Origin of the sequence: Pseudoalteromonas sp. S408 (genome assembly GCF_005886645.1) — a bacterium.
In the GTDB taxonomy this organism is placed as follows: Bacteria; Pseudomonadota; Gammaproteobacteria; order Enterobacterales; family Alteromonadaceae; genus Pseudoalteromonas.
Genome location: NZ_PNDY01000007.1, coordinates 137,432 through 161,100 on the forward strand (window position 1 = coordinate 137,432; position 23,669 = coordinate 161,100).

Annotated in this window: 22 protein-coding genes; 13 read left to right on the forward strand and 9 right to left on the reverse strand. The window is 41.0% G+C overall.

All coding sequences use genetic code 11. The features are described 5' to 3' along the window. Window positions 1-268: 268 nt before the first annotated feature. Both CWB62_RS07090 and CWB62_RS07095 read right to left on the reverse strand, forming a co-directional pair. Complete coding sequence (locus tag CWB62_RS07090) at window positions 269-763, reverse strand: DUF6702 family protein (RefSeq protein WP_138528388.1); 495 nt, start codon at window positions 761-763, stop codon at window positions 269-271. Then, window positions 763-3,210, reverse strand: a complete 2,448-nt coding sequence (locus CWB62_RS07095) for a M1 family metallopeptidase (RefSeq protein ID WP_138528386.1) — start codon at window positions 3,208-3,210, stop codon at window positions 763-765. The genes CWB62_RS07090 and CWB62_RS07095 overlap by 1 nt, the downstream gene beginning before the upstream one ends. Before the next feature lie 558 nt (window positions 3,211-3,768). On the opposite strand from CWB62_RS07095, the gene CWB62_RS07100 reads away from it, so the two are divergent. From CWB62_RS07100 to CWB62_RS07130, 7 genes are all read left to right on the forward strand, one after another. Beyond that, window positions 3,769-4,005, forward strand: a complete 237-nt coding sequence (locus tag CWB62_RS07100) for a hypothetical protein (RefSeq protein ID WP_138528384.1) — start codon at window positions 3,769-3,771, stop codon at window positions 4,003-4,005. A 135-nt stretch (window positions 4,006-4,140) separates the two neighbouring features. After that, entirely contained in the window at window positions 4,141-4,377 is a 237-nt protein-coding gene (locus CWB62_RS07105; protein ID WP_138528382.1) for a hypothetical protein, read from the forward strand. Between the two features lie 78 nt (window positions 4,378-4,455). Next, on the forward strand, window positions 4,456-5,703 hold the full coding sequence (locus tag CWB62_RS07110; RefSeq protein WP_138528380.1) for an exonuclease SbcCD subunit D C-terminal domain-containing protein: 1,248 nt from the start codon (window positions 4,456-4,458) through the stop codon (window positions 5,701-5,703). Next, on the forward strand, window positions 5,700-9,350 hold the full coding sequence (locus CWB62_RS07115) for an SbcC/MukB-like Walker B domain-containing protein (RefSeq protein WP_138528378.1): 3,651 nt from the start codon (window positions 5,700-5,702) through the stop codon (window positions 9,348-9,350). The genes CWB62_RS07110 and CWB62_RS07115 overlap by 4 nt, the downstream gene beginning before the upstream one ends. Window positions 9,351-9,370: 20 nt before the next feature. Next, window positions 9,371-10,027: a class I SAM-dependent methyltransferase gene (locus tag CWB62_RS07120; protein WP_138528376.1), complete on the forward strand. Its 657-nt coding sequence runs from the start codon at window positions 9,371-9,373 to the stop codon at window positions 10,025-10,027. Between the two features lie 149 nt (window positions 10,028-10,176). Then, entirely contained in the window at window positions 10,177-10,623 is a 447-nt protein-coding gene (locus tag CWB62_RS07125) for a hypothetical protein (RefSeq protein ID WP_138528374.1), read from the forward strand. 128 nt (window positions 10,624-10,751) lie between these two features. Next, window positions 10,752-11,144: a tellurite resistance TerB family protein gene (locus CWB62_RS07130; protein ID WP_138528372.1), complete on the forward strand. Its 393-nt coding sequence runs from the start codon at window positions 10,752-10,754 to the stop codon at window positions 11,142-11,144. Window positions 11,145-11,215: 71 nt separating this feature from the next. Here CWB62_RS07130 and CWB62_RS07135 read toward each other — a convergent pair whose 3' ends face one another. The 3 genes from CWB62_RS07135 to CWB62_RS07145 are packed head-to-tail and all read right to left on the reverse strand — an operon-like array spanning window position 11,216 to window position 12,627. Next, complete coding sequence (locus CWB62_RS07135) at window positions 11,216-11,608, reverse strand: ACT domain-containing protein (RefSeq protein WP_138528370.1); 393 nt, start codon at window positions 11,606-11,608, stop codon at window positions 11,216-11,218. 23 nt (window positions 11,609-11,631) lie between these two features. After that, window positions 11,632-12,171 carry a DUF6942 family protein gene (locus CWB62_RS07140; RefSeq protein ID WP_138528368.1) on the reverse strand — a complete coding sequence of 180 codons (540 nt, stop codon included), beginning with the start codon at window positions 12,169-12,171 and terminating at the stop codon, window positions 11,632-11,634. After that, a complete protein-coding gene (locus tag CWB62_RS07145) occupies window positions 12,172-12,627 on the reverse strand; it encodes a YaiI/YqxD family protein (RefSeq protein ID WP_058405404.1) in 456 nt (151 codons plus the stop codon). 120 nt (window positions 12,628-12,747) lie between these two features. Here CWB62_RS07145 and CWB62_RS07150 point away from each other — a divergent pair, with 120 nt between their 5' ends. Continuing rightward, on the forward strand, window positions 12,748-13,269 hold the full coding sequence (locus CWB62_RS07150; RefSeq protein ID WP_138528366.1) for a lipocalin family protein: 522 nt from the start codon (window positions 12,748-12,750) through the stop codon (window positions 13,267-13,269). Between the two features lie 208 nt (window positions 13,270-13,477). On the opposite strand, the gene CWB62_RS07155 is transcribed toward CWB62_RS07150, so the two are convergent. The 3 genes from CWB62_RS07155 to CWB62_RS07165 are packed head-to-tail and all read right to left on the reverse strand — an operon-like array spanning window position 13,478 to window position 15,743. Next, entirely contained in the window at window positions 13,478-13,813 is a 336-nt protein-coding gene (locus tag CWB62_RS07155; RefSeq protein ID WP_138528364.1) for a DUF3325 domain-containing protein, read from the reverse strand. Beyond that, window positions 13,810-15,405, reverse strand: coding sequence for a PepSY-associated TM helix domain-containing protein (locus tag CWB62_RS07160; protein ID WP_138528362.1), 1,596 nt, complete (start codon window positions 15,403-15,405; stop codon window positions 13,810-13,812). The genes CWB62_RS07155 and CWB62_RS07160 overlap by 4 nt, the downstream gene beginning before the upstream one ends. After that, window positions 15,402-15,743, reverse strand: a complete 342-nt coding sequence (locus CWB62_RS07165) for a hypothetical protein (protein WP_058553285.1) — start codon at window positions 15,741-15,743, stop codon at window positions 15,402-15,404. Before CWB62_RS07165 ends, CWB62_RS07160 begins: the two co-directional genes overlap by 4 nt. Before the next feature lie 257 nt (window positions 15,744-16,000). Between CWB62_RS07165 and CWB62_RS07170 the strand changes: the two genes are divergently transcribed. The 3 genes from CWB62_RS07170 (at window position 16,001) to CWB62_RS07180 (ending at window position 19,748) form a co-directional block, all read left to right on the forward strand. Then, a complete protein-coding gene (locus tag CWB62_RS07170; RefSeq protein WP_138528360.1) occupies window positions 16,001-16,357 on the forward strand; it encodes a VOC family protein in 357 nt (118 codons plus the stop codon). A gap of 150 nt (window positions 16,358-16,507) precedes the next feature. Then, window positions 16,508-17,098 carry a uracil-DNA glycosylase family protein gene (locus tag CWB62_RS07175; protein WP_138528358.1) on the forward strand — a complete coding sequence of 197 codons (591 nt, stop codon included), beginning with the start codon at window positions 16,508-16,510 and terminating at the stop codon, window positions 17,096-17,098. A gap of 265 nt (window positions 17,099-17,363) precedes the next feature. Next, entirely contained in the window at window positions 17,364-19,748 is a 2,385-nt protein-coding gene (locus CWB62_RS07180; protein ID WP_138528356.1) for a TonB-dependent receptor, read from the forward strand. On the opposite strand, the gene CWB62_RS07185 is transcribed toward CWB62_RS07180, so the two are convergent. Continuing rightward, window positions 19,732-20,661 carry a LysR family transcriptional regulator gene (locus tag CWB62_RS07185; protein WP_138528354.1) on the reverse strand — a complete coding sequence of 310 codons (930 nt, stop codon included), beginning with the start codon at window positions 20,659-20,661 and terminating at the stop codon, window positions 19,732-19,734. The genes CWB62_RS07180 and CWB62_RS07185 overlap by 17 nt on opposite strands. Window positions 20,662-20,751: 90 nt before the next feature. On the opposite strand from CWB62_RS07185, the gene CWB62_RS07190 reads away from it, so the two are divergent. Both CWB62_RS07190 and CWB62_RS07195 read left to right on the forward strand, forming a co-directional pair. After that, window positions 20,752-21,558, forward strand: coding sequence for a class II aldolase/adducin family protein (locus tag CWB62_RS07190; RefSeq protein WP_089349306.1), 807 nt, complete (start codon window positions 20,752-20,754; stop codon window positions 21,556-21,558). 125 nt (window positions 21,559-21,683) lie between these two features. Beyond that, complete coding sequence (locus CWB62_RS07195; protein WP_138528352.1) at window positions 21,684-23,669, forward strand: AMP-binding protein; 1,986 nt, start codon at window positions 21,684-21,686, stop codon at window positions 23,667-23,669.

A 23,669-nucleotide genomic window follows, 5' to 3' on the forward strand; every position in this document is an offset into this window, starting at 1 on the left:
CATAAAATTCTCTGAGCTTACACCCTAAAATGGGAACAGTTAATACTAATTATATTTAAATTAATAGTGCGAGGTGTTCATTAGCTTCAAAGCAACTACCAATGGAAAGAAGCTTAGCAGCTAGTTGTATGTTGCGCAAAACAAGGTAAATATAAACAACCTAGATTTTTACGTATCTCAATATTTTACCGATCAATTATGAACACAGCTTAAACAGCGCATTAAAATGCGCACTTAAACAAAGTGCGCATTGTGTATTAATGATGAGTTAGTTAGTCTCAAAGCGAGCTTCAAGCCAGGTATCGTCTTGAGCAAAGTTTAGGGTTTTAACCCTACCTTTGCCTTCAACATTGACCATATTTACTTGCGATGGCCACAAATCGCGCAGCGCACCGTTACTCATTTTTATCCCTTCAATTCCCTCTGGGATGGGCGCCTCTTGGTAAACCCAAAAAAACTTACCGTCAACCTGAGCGCCAACAAAGCTAAGCGGCACAGCGTCACCATTTAATGTTTGCAAAGCCACATGTGACTCAACATATTTAGCAAAACGTTGCTGGTCGTTTTTATTACTAATTATGTCTATTTTGCCTTTAAACAAACTACCAACCGCATGCTCTGTATCGTGCAAGTAAAATCGATGCATAAGCTCAACGTTGTGGGTTCTTTTGTTAAAAAGTACGGTTGTAACAGATGATTTTAATTGATGCGCCAAACTTGGCGCAGCAACTAAAAGGCAAACAACAATAAGCAAAAAACGCATTATTGCTGTTCCTCAACGTCATCTTTTTCGTCTTTTTTCTCATCGCTCTTAAGCTCTGTTTTAATATCTTGCATGATATCGCGACTCACTTTAGCTTTGCTCTTACTCTTTTTAAACACTTCAATACGTGAAGGAATAATACGACGCGGGTAATTATTATTTTCTATATCGACATCTGCTGTTTCCCATCGCGGATCAACGCTTACTGATACAAGCGGTTTATCTTTATCTGTAACAATAAGCTTTTGCACGTTTTTATGATTACGACGCCAAATTTCAGCAGGTATATAGCGCTCTTCTTTGCTACCATCTTCGTACGTGAGCTCAAGTAAAATAGGCATTACCAAACCACCTAGGTTTGAAAATTCCATTACGTAATAGTTTTGATCGTCACTTAGTGCGCGGTCTAGCGTTTTACGCTCCCACGGCTCAAGCCCTTTTAAAAACTTGTTGTAAGCATTACGCTCTTTATTCGTTACCGTAAAACGGTCATTTTCGTCGTAAAAATCGGTAATATCAGGGTTTTGCTCAACCCATGTTTTTTTACCTTCAGCGCGGTTACGCTCAACAAATAACGATGTTGGCTTATCGGCTTCAATATCACGTAGGCGGCTGTAGTCAATATCTGGATTTTTAGTATCTAAACGAAGTTGATACACTTTATCCAGCGAAATATCTACATGGTCTGTGGTGTAAAACCAACCACGCCAAAACCAATCTAAATCAACACCTGAAGCTTCTTCCATAGTACGGAAAAAATCAGCAGGAGTAGGGCGCTTATACTTCCAGCGTTGGGCATACTCTTTAAACGCAAAGTCGAATAAATCACGACCTAAAATCACTTCACGTAGAATGTTAAGCGCAGCAGCAGGTTTAGTATACGCATTAGGACCTAAGCGAAGTACGCTATCTGATTGCGTCATAATCGGTACCTGAACTTCAGATTTCATGTACGACACAATATCACGAGGCTCAACACCCCAAGGAATAGTAGGGTCCCACTCGCGCCCAGCAACGCCATCTAAAAAGCTATTTAGGCCTTCATCCATCCACGTCCATTGACGTTCATCAGAATTAACAATCATTGGGAAGTAGATATGACCCACTTCATGAATAACAACGCCAATTAAAAAGCGTTTCTCTGATTGAGAATAAGTGCGTGTGCCGTCATCTTGTAACTTAGTACGCGGACCGTTGAAAGTGATCATTGGGTATTCCATACCACCAACCGGACCATTTACCGATTGTGCAGTTGGGTATGGGTAATCAAACGAATACTTTGAATACACTTCCATTGTGTGTACTACCGATTCTGTAGAGTATTTTTTCCATAAGTCGCCACCCTCTTTAGGGAAAAACGACATTGCCATTACAAGTGGCTGAACATCGCCACCTTGCTGATACCCTTTTGCATCCCACATAAATTTACGTGAAGACGCCCACGCAAAATCACGAACATTTTCGGCTTTGAAGCGCCACGTTTTAGTTTTATCTGTGCCTTCTTTTTCGTTTTCGAGTGCTTCTTCTTCGGTCACTATAAACACTGGGCGCTTAGCCGTTTCCGATTGCTTTAAGCGTTTACGCTGTGTGCTCGTAAGTACCTTACTTGGGTTATCTAACTTACCTGTTGCCGAAACAATGTGATCAGCGGGTACTGTAATTTCTACATCGTAGTCGCCAAACTCAAGGGTAAATTCACCCGACCCTAAAAAGGCTTTGTTTGTCCAAGCTTCGTAATCTGTGTACGCTGCTAAACGCGGAAACCACTGTGCAAGTAAAAATATATCGTTGCCGTCTTTTTCAAAGTGCTCATAACCTGAACGCGCGCCTACAGCATCTTCTTCAACAATATTAAACGCAAAGTCCATGCTGAACTCAACTTCTTTACCTGGCTTCAGTGGCTCATTTAAGTCGATGCGCATTAATGTATCTACAATTGTTACACGTAGTGCTTTGCCGTCTTCGTCTTTAACATTGCTAATTGCAAAGCCAAGCTCGTTATCGCTCATAAACTGCTGACGACGCAACTCCCCTAAGCTAAGCTTTGCTGGCTTTTGCGCTGGTAAGCTTTCAAGTGTGCTTTTAAATGTTTTTGTAGTTTCAGCAATTGAATCGCTCTTAAAAATATTTTGATCTAACTGTAACCATAAATATTTTAATGTATGAGGCGAGTTATTTTTATATTCAATACTTTGGCTTGCACTCAAACGACGTTTTTTTTCATCTAATTTCACGTCAATATCGTAATTTACCTTTTGTTGCCAGTAATTTTCACCCGGCTCACCCGCTGCGCTACGATACACATTTGGTGTAGGTAATGCCTCGTCTAATTGACGAAACTTATCAACGAACGACCCTTTTGTTTGTTCAACTGAAGACGCAAAAGCACCGCCCGACATTACCACTGGCAATAAAAGCGCACTTAGCGTAAGACTTATTTTTTTCATTGTTAGTCCTAAATTAATTTTGTGAGCTTACTGTGTCAAATATAGTCGTTTTCTTCAATTAAATAGCGACCAAACACCCTATTTTTAGGGTGGTATTCACTTATATTTAAAACAATAAAATAAGAATAATATGTTACATATTTCAGTTCATAAAAAAGTGTAAAGGGGGTTTACAATTTACAAGCCGAATAGGGTATTAAAAAGCAAAGGTATTAACCGCACTAATAGCTTAAGGTCAAGTTCATCAAATTAGGGCGTGTTGATCTTTGATGATTGAATTTGCAGCAGCATGTTTGGCTTTTAGGCAAGGCAGAGTCTATGTAGTGTGGTTATTCCCCATAAATAGGCGATAACGCAGCATAAATGCCAAACAGGCGCTGCCCTTCGGGTTCTGCCTAGGGGCGATAAACTCTTTGTTACTCGGTTTTTACTTAGCCCACTAAGTTACAAACCTCGCGCCGCGATTTAATCACCCCTAGATTGAACAAATTTCACTCCGCAAAGGTCAACACGCCCTAAATTACAGTAAAATTAAGTGACGTTTTTTAGGTCCTCCATATGAAATTTTACATTGTGAAAAAGGCCCAACAGTTAGAAGCGATCCCTGCCAATAAAGAGCTACTACAGCACTACAAAAACAATCATTATTCGTATGTTAATGTTGTATCTGCCTGCAATAAAGAAGATGCACTAAAACGCCTTAACACTGAACAAAAACACAGTAAAAAACGGCTAATAATTGGCGTAAATATTGCGGTGATTTCACTAATTTTAATTATTTGTACGATAAATTAAAAATACGGTAGTTTTTGGTTGATCTTTGTAGCCATTTGTATTTAAAATCGCCCACCTTTTTATTTGAGGCAAATAAATTTCTAATATTTATCCTCAAATACAGTATCGATTACTAGTAAGAAATGCGGTGGGCTTATGGATTTTTATATCCTAAAAAAACAACAAGAACTAATTGCAATCCCAGCCAACGAAAACAGCTGTAAGCAGTATCTTGATTCAGGTTATTTTTACATTGACAAAGTAGCCGCTTGTAATGAAACGAATGCGCTTAAAAGGCTGCAAACAAAGCAAACCAAAACGTTAAAAAAAACTCTGCTACTTGCATTAATTGCTTTGCCGGTGATTTTTGGCATTTGGTACAGCTTAAGCTAACAGTTTAGTACTACAGAGGCTTGCATCTTTAACTGCCTTGGGTATATTGGCGCTCTTACTGGTTTTTAAGAGCGCGACATGAAAGTCCTCCACACCTCCGATTGGCATCTTGGCCAACAATTTTATGAACACGACCGCCGTGAAGAGCATCAAGCATTTTTTACCTGGTTACTTGCCACACTTGTTGAGCAGCAAATAGATTTATTATTAGTTGCTGGCGACATTTATCATACGGCAACACCCAGTTCTAGCGCCGAAAACCAACTTTATCAGTTTATAAAAGACGCCAAAAAACAGTGCCCACAATTACACGTGGTTATTATTGCGGGCAACCATGACTCTGCAAATCGTATTTTAGCAGCTCAGCCTTTACTTGCTCAGTTTGATACCCACGTAGTAGGTCGTTTTGATGTATCAGCGCCTAGCGATATTATTTTAGAAGTAAATATTAATGATAAGCGTGCTGTAATCGCCGCTATGCCTTTTTTACGCTCAAGCGATATAAGTTCACTAAGCCAAACAGAAAACGGCCCTAGCTACGCACAAGGCGTTGCAAAAGCATACGAACTTGCCTTAAATCATGCTTATAAAATTAACAAGCAAAACGCACCACTCATAGTTATGGGCCACTTACACGCTAAAGGAGGCGACATATCAAGTGATTCAGAACGTAACTTAGTGATAGGTGGTGAAGAGTCTATTTCGGCCAATGTATTTGGCAATAAAGCCAACTATGTCGCTTTGGGCCATTTACACAAAGCGCAACAAGTTGCTAAAAATGACGCTATTCGCTACAGCGGCACGCCTATTCCTATGTCGTTTTCAGAGCGTAATTACTCTCACCAAATTAATATTATTGAATTTATAAGCGATGAAAAAAAGAACATTAGTACAACTGTAAACCCCCTTTACATTCCGCGCTCAGCAGACGTTATTATTTTACCAAAAGGGGAGTGTGTACCATTAGATGAACTGTGCAAACAAATTAAAACCCTCGATATATCGCAAAATACTGTAGCGCCCTATTTACGCGTAAAGCTTAAATCAAGTGATACCGACACCACTTTCAGAGAACAAATTGAACAGGCACTGGAGGGCAAAAATGTAAAATTTTGCGGTATCGAACGCGTACGCGAACAATCAGATAACACCAGCAGCGACGCTGTATTTGAAGATTTAAGTGAAGTTGAAATGCTTAACCCACAAAATTTATTAGAGCAAGCTTTTGCAAACGATAAAGACATGGCAGGGCAAAGTGTACCCGATGAACTAAAAGCCCTTTTAAACGATGTTATAAATGAACTAGCGGAGCAAGAGCAACTATGAAAATAACCGCAGTACGCATACACAACTTAGCATCAATAGTTGACGCCGAAATCGACTTTACACAAGCCCCACTAAAAGATGCAGGTTTATTTGCTATAACCGGCGACACCGGCGCGGGTAAAAGTACCTTTTTAGATGCCATTTGTTTAGCTCTTTACACAAAAACAGCACGACTAAAGGGCGATAAGGGTAACCTGATTGATTTTAATGGCGACAGCATAAAGTTAAACGATGCCCGTAACCTATTACGCCGAGGAAAATGGGAAGGCTTCGCAGAAGTTGACTTTGTAGGGCAAGACAAACAGCTTTACCGCGCCCGTTATTCAATCCAGCGCACCCATAAAAAAGCCACAGGTAAATTAAAAGTAGCCGAGCATACGTTAGTTACCTTGCCAGATGAAACCCTCATAGCCGACAAAAGCCAAACACTAAAACAAATAGAAAGCAAAATAGGGCTAAGCTTTGAGCAATTCTCCCGTGCGGTATTACTAGCGCAGCACGAATTTGCTGCATTTTTAAAAGCCACAGGCGATGAACGCGCGCAATTATTAGAGTGCCTAACCGGGACCGATAAATTTAGCCTGATTGGTAAGCGTATATTTGAGCGCAACAAAGAACTAAAAGATGAATTTGATTTACAACAAGCAAGCCTCGCAAGCTATACCTTATTAAGTGAAGATGAATTAGCAGTAAAACACACCACGTTTAATGAGCTAAAACAGCAAATAGAACACACTAAAAAAGCGCTAACAAACACAGAGCAAAGTCTAAATTGGTATAAACAAGCCAATACCCTTGAGCAAGCTCTTGAACAAGCCACAAAAAATCAGCAGCATGCAAACAGCGAACTTGCAGCAATTGCACAGCAAAGTGAGCAAGCAAAACAAGCACAAAGCGCGCTAGAAATAAAAGATAACCGTAAGCGGCATGCGTATTTAGCGGCGCAAAATAATGCCCTTAATACACAAATAACTGACTTAAAAAATATTGACCATGCAGCGCTTATAGAAGAGCAGGCCGCAACACTTAAAACAAAGCAAAGCGAGTTAAAAACAGCGCAAAAGCAAAAGCAATCTGCTGAGCCAATTATTGCAAAAGCCCGCGATCTCGACAGTCAGCTTGCTATACACGCACAAAGCATTACTAGCCTTACTCAGCAACGCAACAAAGAACAACAGCAATTAAGTGATTTACACGCACAACATAAGCAAAGCCAAACCGCGCTTGATGAAGCAACTAAGCTAAACACGCAGCATCAGCAATGGCTTGCTGAGCATACACAGCTTAAGCCATTAGCGAACGATTGGAATTATTACCAACATAGCTTTAATCAGTATCTAAGCGCTAATAAGCAACTTAATAAAGCTGCAACTCAAAACCAGCAGTTACTAATAGAGCAAAGCAAACAGGCTGAGCTTTTAACAACGCAAAATAAAAAAGTAGAGCAGCAAGAGCAGCAGCTAAGCCATGATCAAAAAAACCTAAACGAGCTGAATGAGCAACAACGCCAATTTAATATTGAGCAATGCGACAGCGAACTTAAAAATATTGATTACTTAAAAGAGCAGCGAATACGCTACGCACAATTTACCCAAGAGCTAAAGCAAAGCACACAAACGCAAAATAACATTGCAGCTAAACTTAGCCAAAGTGAGCAACAGCAGCAGTCGCTTTTACAAAACCTAGCAACGTGCGAGCAAGCACTAAAACATAGCGAGTACGCGCTAAACCAAGCTCGCCTTCGTGCCAGCGAAAACGTAGAGCATTTGCGCGCGCAGCTTAACCCTAACAAGCCCTGCGTAGTGTGCGGTGCAACCGAGCACCCCTATGCTACTAATCAAAGCCCGCAATTAAACAACTTAATAGCCGATTTTGAAGCCAGCTATACTAATGCCAAAAAGCAGCACGATAGTGCCCAAACGCAGTTACACACGCATCAAACACAGCATGCCGTTCTCGTTAACGAACACGCTCAGCACGGCCAAACCATTCAAACGCTCAATACTAAACGAAGCGAAATGAAAACCACCATGGAGGCTGCGCGTACTCATCTAAATGCCCTTACAGCAGAACAGCTTGATGAAACCTATAAACAGCTTAATGAGCAAAAAGCGCAGTATTTTGAATCGCAAAAACAGCAAAATGCCCTGCAAGAAAAAGTAAACCAACAACAAAACTCACTAAAAGCAGAGCAACAAACACAGCAGCAATTGCATCATTTAAATAGTGAATTAACCAATAAACTAAGCCAAATAAATACAAAACACACTGAGCTAACGGCGCAAATTAGTGAGCTCACTACAGCGCTTAATGCACAATTTGAACACAGCAACTTTTGGCAACAACTACAAGCAAGCTCGCTTAACCTAAGCGATTTAAACCAGCAGGTTGAGCAGTATCAGCAAACACATGCGCAACTTGAGCAAAGTCAAAAACAAATAGACACTGCTAATCAGCAATTGCAGCAACTTACGCCGCTAATGACTAAAAGCGAAAGTGCACTTAAAACGCTAAAAGAGGATTTAGTCAGCGCTCAGCAGCTACAAAATACAACACAAAGTGAGCGCCTTGCGTTATTTAATAACGAACAAATAAGCGCAAACGACTATCAAGCAAAAATTAATGCCCAACTTGAGCAATGCCAAACACAGTTAAACGCAAGCCAGCAAGCTTACGATAGGGCTGTTAAAAAACGAGACGAGCATGCAATTGAGCTTAAAAACGCAGAGCTTCGCTTAGCCGAGCAAAGCACAGAGCTTGCAACCCTTGAGGAACGTTATAACAAGTGGTTTAGCGACTTTAAAGCCCAGTACAGTGAGGCAACGCATGAGCAGATCACAATTTTACTAACTTTAAGTAGTGAGCAAATTAAAGCCCATTTAACCCAGTTTGAGCAGCTAACAGCTTCACTTTTAGATGCAAATGCAGCGCTTAAACAGCAACAAAGTGCGCATACAGATCACCAAAATACTAACAAGCCATCACAAAACCAAGTTGAACTTAGCGAGCAATTAGCGGCATTAAATACAAAGCAAACTGAGCAGCAAAATAGTTTACTTGCCACAAACACCGCCATAGAGCAGCATAACCAAAATGCCAAAGCGCTTGAGGGTAAGCAAACACAGCTAGCTGCCCTTAAAAAGCAAGTTGAGCAGTGGCATTTATTAAATAAAGTATTAGGCGATGCAACCGGTAAAACCATGCGTAATTTAGCGCAAACACAAACGCTAAAAATATTACTGCATTATGCAAATAGCCATTTAAAAACCCTTAACAAACGCTACGAACTCACAGCCATTGCGCAATCGCTCGATATTGCCATTATTGACCGCGACATGGCCGACGAACAACGCTCGGTTAATACGCTCTCTGGTGGTGAATCATTTTTAGTATCACTAGCACTGGCATTAGGGCTTGCATCGCTTTCTTCAAACAAAGTGCAAATCAACTCTTTGTTTATTGACGAAGGGTTTGGTACGTTAGATAGCGAAACACTCAGCGTTGCTATGGACGCGCTCGATTCGTTACAAGCACAGGGCCGCAAAGTGGGGGTTATATCTCATGTGAGCGAAATGAGCGAACGTGTAGCCACGCAAGTACATGTAAGTAAACAAAGTGGTGGATACTCCACTGTTGAAGTTTTATAAGCTGATTAAAGGAGTTAAAAATGCCAACATTTACAGGCGAGCAAGCAACGCATTACAACAGCCGCATAACGCGCTTAGTACCTGGTTATGAGCTATTGCACCAACTGACTAATGCACAGCTTAAAGCAACCCTTAACGATAACGCACATATTTTAGTTGTGGGCGCAGGCACAGGCAAAGAAATACTCGCCCTTGCCGCGCTTAACCCTACTTGGCAATTTACCGCGCAAGATACCTCAAGTGATATGCTTGCCATTGCTAAACAAGCGTTTGAAGAGCACGGCATAACAAGGCGCGTTAACGTTATTGAAGGCGAGCTTGATAAACTCTCTACCAAGGCCGATGCCGCACTATGCCTACTCGTAATGCACTTTTTAGAAGACGATGGCAGCAAAAAGCAGCTACTTAAAAACATTAAAGCTAATTTAAATAAAGGCGCACACTTATATATTAGCGATTTAATGAAACCCGAAACCGACTTTGAGCGCGAAGCGCAAATTACTGTGTGTGCCGATTTAGGCCTAAGTGATGCAGGGCAAGCCTACACAGCTCAAAACTTAGAAAGTGAATTTTATCCACTTGATAGAATGCGCTTTAGCGAGTTACTTAACGAGTGTAAATACGGTATTCCTAAGCTTTATTTTAAAGCGCTTGGTTTTAGCGGATACGTTGTTTAATCGCCTTAATTTAAACATCGGCTTTTCCTGAGTCGATGTTTTCCTCTGAACACATTCTTACAACTTCTAACAGCTACAAACAAAGCTCTCACAGTTTTATTACGAATTAGCGATTATGATTGTACTCATTATCAACACAGAGAATAATCATGAAAAAAAGTTTAATTGCCCTTTTATTACTGTCTGGCTGTGCTTCTCAAGGCGTTGACCGTGACGACCAAGGTCATATCATTAAGCATTACTATGCAACAGTCGAATCGATTGAAAAGGTAAAGCTGTCATCTGAAGTAGGGACCGGAATCATGGTTGGTGCCGGCGTTGGTTTAGCCGAAGATTTAGATGGTAACACCGAAGACATGATCAGCGGCGCCATTGCGGGAGCATTGGTTGGCGGACTTTTCACGGCCTTATTTGAAGGCGGTAACACAGCATATCAATACACACTTAACGATGCAGAGAACGGCGAGTTTATAGTTATTCAAAAGAAAAAACTGCCTAATAGCACTCGCTGTGTAAGAGTTAAAACTGGAAATAAAGTACAGCTGAAAGCGGCTAATAACAGCTTTTGCATAAACAATAAAAGTACCGAAAGCTAAGCTAGCGACAAAAGTTGTATTATTTATTACTTACAAAATGTTGCAATTAAACCAACCCATTAAAATTACTTTTTGGTGTGCTTTGTTATAAGCTCTTTAGCAGTATATTTATCCATCAAGGAAGCACTATGAAGTTTGAACAGTTATTAAATAATTTTGATATGGGCATTTGTGTTGAGCAACTTCAAAAAGAATCGCTATTAGATCTTGCTTTACTTTTTGTTACCGTTGATGGCTCTATCGCTGACGAAGAGCTAAATGTAGTGAGTGCTTGGGCACAAAAAATTGAATGGAACTCAGCAATAGAGATAGACAATTATATTATAGAAATGACTAAAAAATGTGTTTCAGCTGTGCAGGCAAACGAAATAGAGTCATTTATTCAACACCGTATGTCGCACATTATTGACCAACCAATGAGGGTGTTTGTTTTAGAGCTACTTAAGCAAGTAATTGAAGCTGATGGCATAACCCATGAAAACGAAATTAAAGCATTAAATATAGTTGAATCGATTGTGTAATTACAAAAAGTAAAAACTCGGTTAGGGCAGTAAACACCCCATAACCGAGTGATTTTATAGTTAAGTTTAATTTAACCAATCTCCTTGAGTGCTCGCAATGCAGCCTGTGCCTTATCGGTTTGTACAAAAATATGGTCGTGATAAAACGCAGCCACTACATTAGCGCTAATATTATGCTCGGTTAATTTAGCCGATACCGCAGCAGTTAGCCCAACAGCCTCTAAGCTTGAATGCACATTAAGGGTAATTAAATTATATTTACCCTCATAAGTAATACCGGCTTTGTCGGCGGTATCTGCATTTAAAATAAGGGTTAAGCCTTCATCTTCAGCATAGCTAGCAAGTGGGTTTAAGTGAACGTAGTCGGCAAGGCTACCTGCTAAACAACAAAATATGTATTCACCTTGCTTAAGCTCAGGGTTCATTGTTTTAAGCAAGGTGTTCAGTTCTAAAATTCCCGCCATGTGGATTCCTTACAATGTTTTATTTAGCCATTTTTAAGCTCGGCAACTAGCTCGCTTAATCGGGCTATTTTTATATTACTTAACTGTCTGTAATCAAAATATGGGCACACAATAATGTGGTTGGTTGTATCAATTGCAAACTCATCGTCGAGCCAATTAAATTGCGCATTAAGCTTACCTTGTTGAAGTAGGTTTTTAGCGTGTGTACGCCCAGCAATTATATGTAGCTGGTTTTTGTTAGTGCCGTTAATAATAGGCGCACTAAATAAAAGGGCTGTTTTACTGTTATTTTGCAGTAAAAATTTATCGCGATACGCTTGCCAGCTATCGACTTGTTTAGCAAAGCTGTAATGCTCGCTCGGTAGAGCAAACAACACTTTAGCGTATACGTTAAACACCTTGCGCCAACCATTTCCACAGTGCTGGTTTATGGTATTAATTTGCTTGTTGATTACAGGCTCAACACTTTGCAGGGTTTCAAAATAGGGCATAGGCGGTGCTTTTGCGACATACACGGCTACATTAAAATCATGCTCGCCTAAGCCAACAGCTTGCTCTGTCACTTACTTGGCCTTGTTTTGCGCTAAAATGCGGTCAAGGTTATTAGCAAAGTTTTGGCGGTCAGTTTGGCTAAGTGGTGGTGGCCCGCCACTCATTTCAACGCCGCTTGAACGCATAGTATCCATAAAGTCGCGCACGTTTAGTAACGAGCGAATGTTTTCTGGCGTGTAAAGCTCGCCGCGCGGGTTAAGTGCTTGGCCGCCGTTATCAATAACTTCGCTGGCAAGGGGGATGTCCCCCGTGATAACTAAATCACCTTTTTCTACACGTTTTACTATTTCGTCATCGGCCACATCAAACCCGCTCGAAACCTGTACCCGGCTAATAAACTTTGAAGGCGGAATGCGCATTGCGTGGTTAGCCACTAAAATGGTTGGTGTTTGCGTGCGCTCTGCGGCTCTAAAAAGAATTTCTTTTATAACCACGGGGCACGCGTCGGCATCTACCCATATTTTCATGCTTTAATCTTTTAATTGCTCTAGTATTTAGTTGATCCTATAGCAATTTATTTTAATCGGCTAGCAAACTTTATTGGCTTATAGCCGTACAAACAGCATCATATTTAAAAAGGAGCTTTCATGAAGGCCATTACAGCTATTTTACTTATTACAGGGTTATTTTTACTCACTGCCTGCACAAGTGCACCTGAAGGAATTACCCCCGTTAAAAACTTTGACCTTGAGCAATACAAAGGTAAGTGGTACGAAATTGCCCGCCTAAATCACTCATTTGAAGAAGGTATGGAGCAAGTAACCGCGACTTACACAGTAAACGACGACGGCACAGTAAAGGTGCTTAACAAAGGGTATATTACTAAAGAGCAAAAGTGGGATGAAGCGGAAGGTGTAGCTAAATTTTTAGAAAGCAGTGACACGGGCCATTTTAAAGTGTCGTTTTTTGGCCCATTTTATGGTGCTTACGTAATTTTTGAGCTCGACCAAGCCGATTACCAATACGCGTTTATAACGAGCTATAACCGCGACTTTTTATGGTTTTTATCGCGCACGCCTAACGTTAGCGACGAGCTTAAACAACATTTTATAGCTAAAGCTAAAAAACTCGATTTTGCTACAGAGCAAATAATTTGGGTTGAGCAATAAGATGTGTAAAGCCCCTTTACAGCTGTAATAAAAGGATCACCTTATTGTAAAGTAAGTTAAATATGTTGGGGCTATATTAGCTGCACTTGCAACGAGACATACAAGTGTTGGACATACTGAATATCCCCCCTATTTTTGGCAAGCCTAATGGCTTGCCATTTTTTTGCCTAAAATTTATAGCTACAGATCATGATTTTACTAACTAAAGTTAATTTAACGCTAAAAATAGCCCACTCACTGTAATTAATACCGCATTTAAAACACTAAATACTTTTACAAACCTAGTTAGTAAATTATAAAAAATCGTTATAATTAAAACACTTAAACTCATAAACCCACAAAAAAGCAGTGCGCCATAGCCACTTTGTGTTTCTACACACATCGCTAAACTTAGTAAAATACTGATCCAAGCAATAGCTAAAAGCAGTGTGCGTTGTAATTCGGTAGGGCGTTTTTTAAAAACATCTTTAAAGTGGTTAAATTTAGCCAGCGCAAAACCATTAAACGCGAACAAACACAGGCTAAAACTGAGTAAATCAATCATGCTTTTTGCCCTTTACTAGTATTTGAACGGCGAGTTAAGGGTGTGTGTTTTGCCTTTGTAGCAGTACGTAATTTTTCGGTTTGTACAAAAAACAATATGCTAAAGAGCAAAAATAGCGCATCAAATATAAATAACGCCCACTGTTTATGCATTAAATAACTAACAATATTGCCATTAGTTGTAAGCGCATTAACTACCGGTACGCTTAAACACGCCAGCGCATTAATAGCGGCCATTACCCGCCACTGGAGCTTATCGCGTTTAATTAGGGCAATAACACCCGCCACCAACCAAGCTAAAAAGAACGCTGTTACTTCTTTATCGTCGCGCCCAGAAAGGGTAGGGCTAAGTAACCTATTGGCAATAAAAAATGCGCAAGTTGCAAGCGGTAAGCCCATAATAGTGGCAAGGTTTAAGCCTTCTACTAACTGTAAACCAAACGATGCCTTACCTTTACTGCGCTCGCGTATACGTTTAGCCCACAGTATGCAGCCAGTAGCTATCATCACACAGCCTGCAATACCGCCTAATACATACAACCAGCGTAATAACGGTGTGGCAAAACGCCCTGTGTGCATAGCGTTTAGCGATTCGTATAGCGCTTTACTGTTAGTGAGTTCATCATCGCTTTGTGCAACTAACTCACCTGTAGCGCCACTAAATAAAAGCCTTGGCGTTTGATCGCGCAGCGCCTTACCTGGGTCTACCAAAACAGTAACCGTTGAGTCCGCCATATTAGGCTCGCTAACTCTTACACTGCGTATATCTGCATCTGGCCACTTAGTATAAACCTGATCCAAAATGGTATTAATAGGCAACATTGCCGCGCTACCTTGCGCTTTATTCGTCACGTTATTACTAGGTGATACATCGTTAAAAAAGCCACGCATGCCATTGTCGTAGGTAGTTAGCGCAGGGTAGGGGAATAACATAAATATAAGCGTAATAATGCCTGTGTAGGTAATCATTAAATGAAATGGCAAAGCAAGCACCGAGCTTAAATTATGCGCATCTAACCAGCTACGCACTCCTTTGTTACGCCTAAAACTAAACATATCTTTAAAAATACGTTTATGAATAACTACACCCGATATAATCGCAAGCAACATAAAAAAGCTGGCAAAACACACCACCCAACGCCCTGTTATGGCATCTAAATAATAAAGCTGGTAATGCAGCCGATAAAAAAAGTTACCGCCTTTGGTTTCTACAAAAGGTGGTAGTTCTTGCATCGTATTAGGGTTTATTTGGGTATTTACAAATTTGCTACGCCGCTGCCCTGGCTCTTTTGGTTTGGCATAGCCATACACTAAATAGGGAATACGCTGCTCTGGTAGCGTTACTCGCCAACTGTTAGAGCCTGCACCATAGTGGCTTAAATAATCAAAGCCTTTAACAATTTGCATACGCTGCGCGGCCACTCTGTCGGTTTGAGCTTGCACATTATGAATTGCGGGCTGGTTCCACAGGTTTATTTCGTCTCTAAAAAAACTCACCGCTCCGGCAAAAAATATAACGTAAATTATCCAGCAAGTAAGTAAGCCTACCCATGTATGAAGCCAGGTCATCGATCTAAAAAAGCTATCTTTCATACCCAATCCTTTAGTGATGCAAGTATGGCTAAAAACACTCCACTACTTAGTAAAATACTGATCCATACTGTTGTTAACGATTTAACCCAAAAGGCACATATAAACACAACCGCGTAAATTAAAATGCTAAGCGAAACGCAAAGTAATACGGCGTCTTGTTTAGCCATAGGCAATACAACGCTAAGTAATGCAATTAGGGTAGAGGTAAACACATACCCGCCAACAATAGCGATAAAAAAACGTAAAAATACTAATAGCTGATAACGGCTTAGCCGTTTATTTAAAAGACTAAATGAGCTCAGCTTGGTTAGTAATGCGTTGAAAGACGCTGCACGCATAGCATTGTTTCTCTTTAAGCATGAAGAATAAATTTAGGGCGCTATTATACATTCGAAAGATGCAAAAGATAGTAATTATCATTTAGATTATTAGGCTGTAATTTCAAACTCAACCTAGCGTGCAATTAAATGGATTCACTAGTAAATAACGTATATTACTTAGTAAAATACTGATCTATGTTTTGAAGTAACCGTTGCACAACGATTTACTAAAGGCTAAGGTTTAAAATCAAACAATAAAAAAAGATCAAATTATAATGAGCAACCACGAAAAACTAAATTATGTTGAGTTTCCAGCGTGCGATTTAACAGCCACAAAAAGCTTTTTTACTAACGTGTTTAATTGGCAGTTTACCGACTACGGCCCAGATTACACGGCGTTTAGCGGCCAAGGGCTTGATGGCGGATTTTTTAATGCGCCGCTTAAATCGCTTACTCAAAATGGGGCTGCTTTGCTGGTTTTTTACAGTAACGATATTCACGCAACTTATAAAAAAGTCGTGCAGTTTGGCGGTGAAATAGTAAAATCTATTTTTGAGTTCCCGGGTGGTTGCCGGTTTCATTTTACAGAGCCCAGTGGTAACGAATTTGCAGTTTGGTCTGAAAAACACTAAGTATTACAAGGGCTACAGCGCTGTTTTAAACAGAGATCACGATTTTACCAACTACGGTCCGTTTTAATTAAAATAAACCGATTTTTTACCAACTCATTGGGTCAAAATGGCCATTTAGAACAAAATTAAAGCATTTAAGGCCAAATTTATATGGTTCCCATCAATTTAATTGAGCAAGTTAGTAAATGCGTGATCTGTGAACCTCATTTACCGTTAGGTGCTCGCCCCGTTATACAATTTAATGCCAATGCGCGTATTTTAATTGCCGGCCAAGCACCGGGCATAAAAGTACACGAAACTGGCAAGCCCTTTAACGATGCCAGCGGAAACCGCCTACGCGAATGGCTTGGGCTAAGTGTTGATGAGTTTTATGATCCACAAAAAATAGCTATTTTACCTATGGGCTTTTGTTATCCTGGTAAAGGAAAGTCGGGCGATTTACCACCTCGAAAAGAATGCGCGCCCGCATGGAGAGCGCAATTACTGGCCGCTCTGCCAAATTTAGAACTGACAATAGTGCTTGGTAAATACGCGCAGGCGTATCATTTACCGCATACTAAAAATAGGCCTTTAACCGAGTTAGTAAAATCGTGGCGTGAGTATTGGCCACAATATTTAGTGTTACCGCACCCAAGCCCACGCAATAATATTTGGCTTAAAAAGAACCCATGGTTTGAGCAAACGGTATTACCAGAGCTAAGCGAACGTGTAGCTAAAATATTAATCAAAGAGCCACAATGAGCAGTTACAAAACAGATGGTTATATGCTTGTAAAGGGGCTTTACAGCAACAACGAGCTAAATAAAACCGCTAATCCACAGGTATTTTTTAATCCGCTCTAACTCCGCACTACCCCCATTAAAAACTAAACTTTTTTAGCTCAACTATAAATATTACTAATAGTGCTGAATAAATAAACATCACTGTTATTTATTTTAAGACTCGTCAGTATGAAATAGACGCAAAAATATCCAATAAAAATAACCTCTATAATGGAGTTGCAGCTATGACAACTGAACACACACAGTCACACACACGTTTAAATCATGCTTTTTTAAAGCAAAAAGCACTTACTTTATTTACCCTCAGCGCACTCAGCGTGGGCATGGCACAAGCTGCCGATAATAAGGTAAATAAAAGCGAGCTTGAAACCATTACCGTCACCTCGCAAAAGCGGGTGCAATCACTGCAAGATATTCCTACCTCTATTCAAGCGCTTTCGGGTGACTACCTCGAGCAAAACAGCGTTGACGATTTACTCAACTTAAGTGAAAGCCTACCCAACGTACACATTACCGAAACCTCAAGTAGTAAGCGTATTTTTGTACGCGGTATTGGCTCGGGCACTAACTCAGGCTTTGAACAATCGGTTGCTATGGTTAAAGATGGCGTTTATTTAGGGCGCGGGCATCAGGCTAAATTTCCATTTTTAGATATGCAGCGCCTTGAGCTTGTTAAAGGTCCGCAGTCGGTTATGTTTGGTAAAAACGCCACGGCAGGCGCATTTAGTATGGTTTCAAATTCGCCTACCGATGTACTTGAGGGCAATGTGTCGGTAGAGTTTGGATCAGACAACGAAAAGCGTTTTACCGGCGTTATAAATATTCCCATAAATGATGATTTAGCCATTCGTATTGCCGCGTTTGATCATTCTGTTGATGGCTTTTTATATAACCAAGCGCGCCAAAGCGATGAGCAATCTAACGATTCATCAGGCGCACGTTTATCAATAGATTGGCAAATAAACGATGATATAAACGCATTATTTAAATGGGAACACGGTGAGTTTGAATCGCATGGCTCGCGCTATCAATACATTATTGATACACCCAACCGCGATTTACAAATAGCGAATGACCCAACTAACCCAGGCAATGTTGGCTACCGCTCACTTTTATTAAGTGATAACTCAGGCCTTGATTATACAAGTTCGGTATCGGGAAATGGCCACCCCGGTGGGCTAAATGAGCAAAGTAAAACCACGCTTGATAACGCTTCACTGCAACTAACTTATAACCATGGCGAATACGAATTTACCTCTGTAACTACGTATAGTGAGTACGATTGGGACTCAACCTTTGACGCCGACTTTTCAGAAATCCCGCTTATAAAACAAGACTACTTAGAAAACTATAACCAGTTTACGCAAGAGTTTAGAGTAAGCTCGCCAACAGGGCGCACGCTTGAATACGTTGCGGGTATTTTTTATATGAACAGCGAGCTTGAGCATCCAAACAATATTTTATTTGGCGCATCGTTACTTATTCCTCAGTTGCCTGGCACATCACTGGGCGTAAATGCCCTGTTTGATCAAGACCAACAAAGCTACTCAGCATTTACAGCTCTTACGTGGAATGTAAACGAGCAATGGCGCGCTAATTTTGGCCTGCGTTATCAAAAAGAAGAAAAAGAAGTGAGCAGCGTACAAAGTGTGTATAGCGTATTTGAGCCCAATACACCGCTTGCAGTACAACAATTTGCCAATGTGGCCGCGCCCACTATTGCTGGGCAGCTCTCAGGTGCGGGTGTACATAACCTTTCTGCTAAGCGTGATGAATCGCACTTATCACCCAATATTAGTGTGCAGTATTTAGGGTTTAACAACACCATGTTATTTGCAAGCGCAGGCATAGGTTATAAAGCCGGTGGCTTTGATGGCTCAGGCTTAAATGGCTCACAAGGTAATACGATTGATGAAAACTCAGGCTTTGAGTTTGACGACGAAAAAGCCACAAACTTTGAATTTGGCATAAAAGCAGAGCCAATTAAAAATATATTACAAGTAAACGCCACACTGTTTTATACCTTGTACGATGACCTACAAGTATCTGAATTTAATGGTAATGCATTTGTAGTTAAAAATGCTGCCGAAACCAAAGTAAAAGGGATTGAAGTAGACTCGCGCTGGGCAATAAATCAAAGCTGGCAGCTATCGGCAAACCTTGCTGTGCTTGATTTTGAATACGAGCAATACGCTAGCGCCTCACCCACAGTTATGCAAAGCGAGCTACTTGGCCAAGCGTTTCAAGATTTAACAGGGCAAACGGGCGCGTTTGCTCCCGATTACTCAGGCAATATAGCAATTGATTATAATACCGAGGTGTTTTCTAACTTAACTTTAAGCAGTAATTTGGCGCTTAACTTTAGTGACGATTACTTTTTAGAACAAGATCTTGACCCAATAGCCAAGCAAAGCGCTTTTGAAAAGCTAAATTTACGCGTAGAACTAGGCAGCAGTGAAGGAGATTGGTCGGTGTCGTTATTAGCTAAAAACCTAACCGATAAGCAAACTTTTTCGCAGGCCAATGATGTGCCTGTAATTAGCTACGCACACCGTTTTTTATCGGAGCGTGGGCGCAGCTATCACGCACAATTTAATTACCGCTTTTAAGTTTTTCAGCAGGGATAAGTTGCTGGGCCAAACCTAGCAGCTTTTCTCGCATCCAACTATTTACTAAATCGTCCTCCGCTTGTTCGTGCCAATACATGTGCACGGGCATTAACGGCACATCAAACGGCAAGCTAGTTACATGCACAGGCATTTGCTCTTTTAATACCTGCGCGTACGAGTTTGGCATGGTCATTATCATGTCGCTTTGGCTAATCACTTTAGTCGCCGCAAAATAGTGTTCACATTTAAGCACCACATTGCGCGCCAGCGCATGCTTTGCCAGCGCCATATCAATAATATCTACCTGCGCCCCTTTTAACGACACCACCGCGTGCGACGCCTTTGCGTAACTTTGTACAGTCAAATCATTTAATATGGGGTGATCGTGCCTACAAATTAGCGAAAAATGTTCATTACAAATAAAGGTGTTTTTTATGTGGTTACTCGTTGGTGTAAGCACATCAATAACTATATCGAGCTCTTGGTTTTCGAGAGATTTTTCCATATCAACATGCGACACCTGTCGGCTGTTAATCGTGATATTGGGGGTGTTTGTGAGTAGGTCGCTCATTAGTGGCGGAAAAAATATCGATTCTAAAATATCTCTAAAGCCAAATTTAATTTCGCGCTTAAACGCAGCTATATCAAAAAGCCGCTCGTTGTTCATGGTGGCCTCTAACGCCTGCACCGACTCAATCACTTGCGCTATTATTTTTTGGCAAAAAGGCGAGGGCACCATACGCCTACCGTGGCGAATAAATAAGGGGTCGTCAAACTTGTCTCTAAGGCGAGAAAGCGCGTGGCTAACAGCCGGTTGTGTTAAGTGAAGTTTATTGGCCGCACTGGTAATACTGCCCTCTTGGTATACCGTTTTAAGGATTACAAACAAGTTTAAATCTATCTTTCCATGCATAGTATTTATATTTAACCATTAATTAACATCACTTCTATTTATCATAAGCGAGACTAAACTAAAGTCAACAGAGTTTAATTTAGGATTATTATGAGCAATACACTAGAGCAGCAAGCCGCAAAAATGACCATAGGCAGCGACAAATTTAAACTTATTATGCCGCCTAAATTTAACACCCTAGAAGAGCAACGCAGCTACGAAAAACAACGCTTAGCCGCGGGTTTTAGAGTATTTGCCATGTACGGTTTTGACGAAGGCCTTGCGGGGCATATAACGCTTCGCGATTGCATAGAGCCCGATACTTTTTGGGTAAACCCAGTAGGTATGCACTTTGCGCATATTAAAGCGTCAGATCTCATTAGAGTTTGCCATAAAGGCAATATTATTGAAGGCAGCACACCGATTAATAATGCCGCGTTTGCTATTCATTCACGCATACATATGGCGCGCCCCGATGTAAACGCAGTAGCCCATGCGCATACACGTTATGGCCGTGCGTTTTCGGCATTAGGTGAGCTACTTAAACCTATTTCGCAAGACGCCTGCGTATTTTACGAAAACCACAGTGTATTTGATGTATTTAGCGGCGTAGTAGCCGACAGCGAAGAGGGCGACATGATAGCTAAATCACTAGCTGACAACTGCGCTGTTATTTTACAAAACCATGGTTTGCTAACTGCGGGTTCGTCGGTTGATGCCGCTGTTGCCAATTTTGTATTGCTAGATAGCTGCTGCCAAAGCCAGTTATTAGCGCAAGCTGCAGGCGAGCCTAAGCTTATTTCTCACGAGGTAGCACTACATACTAAACAAGCCAATGGCTCAGAGCTGGTTACATGGGGAAATTTTCAGCCCATGTATCAGGTAGTTGCCGCAAAAGATAACAGTTTTTTAGATTAAAACAGTGGTAATGGTTTAATTTTGATAGACTAAATTTTGCGCGGTTAATGCCCACACAGTATAGCCGCGTTTAAACACCATGCACTCACACAAAACACACATTATAAAAATACGTTGAGGGTTTTATGACTATAACAACAATTAAAAACCACGCCGATGTTGGCAATTTAAACCTTGCTGAAATATCACCAGAGCAACTTCCTCGCTCTACTTATCATGCCATTTTACAGTCGGCAAAAAACTTTGGTGATGCAACCGCTATTGAATACATTTTAGATGGCGACTGTATTAACCCAGCGCAAATTCCGTTTGCAAAAAAGCTTATTCACCGCATTTTAATGACCTTTAAAGGTAAAAGCTTTGCAAATCCACACCGTAAAATGAGCTACAAAGCGCTTGCCAATAACGTAACAGGGCTTGGTAATGCATTGCACTCGTTAGGCATAACAAAAACCGATGTAACCTCGCTGGTGTTACCTAACTTTCCAGAAACCTATGTATCGCTTTGGGCAGCAGAGGCCGCTGGCATTGCAAACCCAATAAACCCCTTGCTTGATGAGTCCATAATGAAAGAAATTATGGTCTCTGCCAATACCAAAGTCATTATTGCTCTAGGCCCAGTACCCGGTAGCGATATTTGGCAAAAAGTACTCGCAATTAAAGAGCATATACCCGGCCTAAAAGCGGTTATTAGCTTATTTGGTGACGACATAGCGTGCTCGCAAAACAATAAAGTACCTGTGTATGGGTTTAAAAAGTTACTCGCGGCGCAAAATACTCAAGCAGCTAATTTTACTGTGCCTGAGCAAAGCGATGTATGCGCGTATTTTCATACGGGTGGTACAACCGGCTTACCAAAACTTGCCAAGCACTTACATTTAAACCAGCTTACAAATGCAGGGCAGGTTAATTTACTTTCGCCGGTAAATGCAGGCGATACCATGCTAGTAGGCTTGCCCATATTTCATGTAAATGCAGCGGTAGCAACGGGCATAGCCTCGGTAATGAAAGGCTGTAAAATTTTACTCGCAAGCCCTTCTGGCTTTAGGGGTAAAAACATCATTCAAAACTTGCTCACCCTAATTAATAATTACGATGTAGCCGTTATGACCGCGGTACCCACAGTTTACGCTGCTATGGTTGAACAAATTACGTCGCAAAAAATTACTGTACCACCGCTTAAAATGAAGTTTGCCATTTGCGGGGCTGCGCCGCTTTCATCAGACTTGCAAGCCCTGTTTACTAAACTGACCAACACCCCACTGGTAGAAGGTTATGGCTCAACGGAGGGCAGCTCAGTGAGTACGTTAATGCCTGTAAATCCAATTAATAAAGAGGCGTCTGTAGGGCTGCCAATACCGGGTATTACGCTTAAAATTGCCGATATAAACGAGCAAGGCAGGCTTGTTAAAATGTGCGATACACTCGATGTTGGCGAAATAATAATAACCGGTAATAACGTATTTCCGGGTTACGTAGAAGATGCGCATAACCAAGGTGCATGGGTAGTTGATGAAAACGGCCAACAGTATTTTAGAACCGGCGATTTAGGAAAAATAGACGACAACGGTTATGTATCGTTATGTGGTAGGCAAAAAGAGCTAATAATACGTGGCGGGCATAATATAGACCCCAAAATGATTGAAGATGCAGCAACCAGCCACCCAGATGTAACACTTGCAGCCGCCGTACCACGCCCCGACAGCTACGCAGGAGAAGTGCCGGTACTTTACGTAATGCTTAGTCCACAAAGCACGCTTAACCTTGATGAGCTCACCACGTATGTTAGTACCCACATACCTGAGCGAGCTGCAATACCTAAAGCTATTTATGTAATTGATGAAATACCGCTAACTGCCGTAGGTAAAATTTATAAACCCGAACTGGTTTGCCTAGAAATAAAACAAACCATTACAGAGGCACTTAACGAGCATTTAAACAACAAAACCGTGCAAATAAATGTATTTGCTGATAAAAAGTTAGGCATAAAAGCCATAATTTCAGTTAAAGAAGGTGAGTTAGACGCGCTGCAACAACACATAAAAACGCTGCTAACCCCGTACTCATTTAACTACGAAGTGCTGGCATTAAAAACAACAGAGGCCGCCTAA

Bases quoted from the DNA above. Each gene is read 5' to 3' on its own strand.
- CWB62_RS07090 (WP_138528388.1), bottom strand. From the start codon at position 763: ATGCGTTTTTTGCTTATTGTTGTTTGCCTTTTAGTTGCTGCGCCAAGT.
- CWB62_RS07155 (WP_138528364.1), bottom strand. From the start codon at position 13,813: ATGATTGATTTACTCAGTTTTAGCCTGTGTTTGTTCGCGTTTAATGGT.
- CWB62_RS07120 (WP_138528376.1), top strand. From the start codon at position 9,371: ATGCCAACATTTACAGGCGAGCAAGCAACGCATTACAACAGCCGCATA.
- CWB62_RS07185 (WP_138528354.1), bottom strand. From the start codon at position 20,661: ATGCATGGAAAGATAGATTTAAACTTGTTTGTAATCCTTAAAACGGTA.
- CWB62_RS07170 (WP_138528360.1), top strand. From the start codon at position 16,001: ATGAGCAACCACGAAAAACTAAATTATGTTGAGTTTCCAGCGTGCGAT.
- CWB62_RS07100 (WP_138528384.1), top strand. From the start codon at position 3,769: ATGAAATTTTACATTGTGAAAAAGGCCCAACAGTTAGAAGCGATCCCT.
- CWB62_RS07195 (WP_138528352.1), top strand. From the start codon at position 21,684: ATGACTATAACAACAATTAAAAACCACGCCGATGTTGGCAATTTAAAC.
- CWB62_RS07115 (WP_138528378.1), top strand. From the start codon at position 5,700: ATGAAAATAACCGCAGTACGCATACACAACTTAGCATCAATAGTTGAC.
- CWB62_RS07135 (WP_138528370.1), bottom strand. From the start codon at position 11,608: ATGGCGGGAATTTTAGAACTGAACACCTTGCTTAAAACAATGAACCCT.
- CWB62_RS07180 (WP_138528356.1), top strand. From the start codon at position 17,364: ATGACAACTGAACACACACAGTCACACACACGTTTAAATCATGCTTTT.
- CWB62_RS07190 (WP_089349306.1), top strand. From the start codon at position 20,752: ATGAGCAATACACTAGAGCAGCAAGCCGCAAAAATGACCATAGGCAGC.
- CWB62_RS07160 (WP_138528362.1), bottom strand. From the start codon at position 15,405: ATGAAAGATAGCTTTTTTAGATCGATGACCTGGCTTCATACATGGGTA.
- CWB62_RS07105 (WP_138528382.1), top strand. From the start codon at position 4,141: ATGGATTTTTATATCCTAAAAAAACAACAAGAACTAATTGCAATCCCA.
- CWB62_RS07125 (WP_138528374.1), top strand. From the start codon at position 10,177: ATGAAAAAAAGTTTAATTGCCCTTTTATTACTGTCTGGCTGTGCTTCT.
- CWB62_RS07110 (WP_138528380.1), top strand. From the start codon at position 4,456: ATGAAAGTCCTCCACACCTCCGATTGGCATCTTGGCCAACAATTTTAT.
- CWB62_RS07130 (WP_138528372.1), top strand. From the start codon at position 10,752: ATGAAGTTTGAACAGTTATTAAATAATTTTGATATGGGCATTTGTGTT.
- CWB62_RS07165 (WP_058553285.1), bottom strand. From the start codon at position 15,743: ATGCGTGCAGCGTCTTTCAACGCATTACTAACCAAGCTGAGCTCATTT.
- CWB62_RS07095 (WP_138528386.1), bottom strand. From the start codon at position 3,210: ATGAAAAAAATAAGTCTTACGCTAAGTGCGCTTTTATTGCCAGTGGTA.
- CWB62_RS07150 (WP_138528366.1), top strand. From the start codon at position 12,748: ATGAAGGCCATTACAGCTATTTTACTTATTACAGGGTTATTTTTACTC.
- CWB62_RS07145 (WP_058405404.1), bottom strand. From the start codon at position 12,627: ATGAAAATATGGGTAGATGCCGACGCGTGCCCCGTGGTTATAAAAGAA.
- CWB62_RS07175 (WP_138528358.1), top strand. From the start codon at position 16,508: ATGGTTCCCATCAATTTAATTGAGCAAGTTAGTAAATGCGTGATCTGT.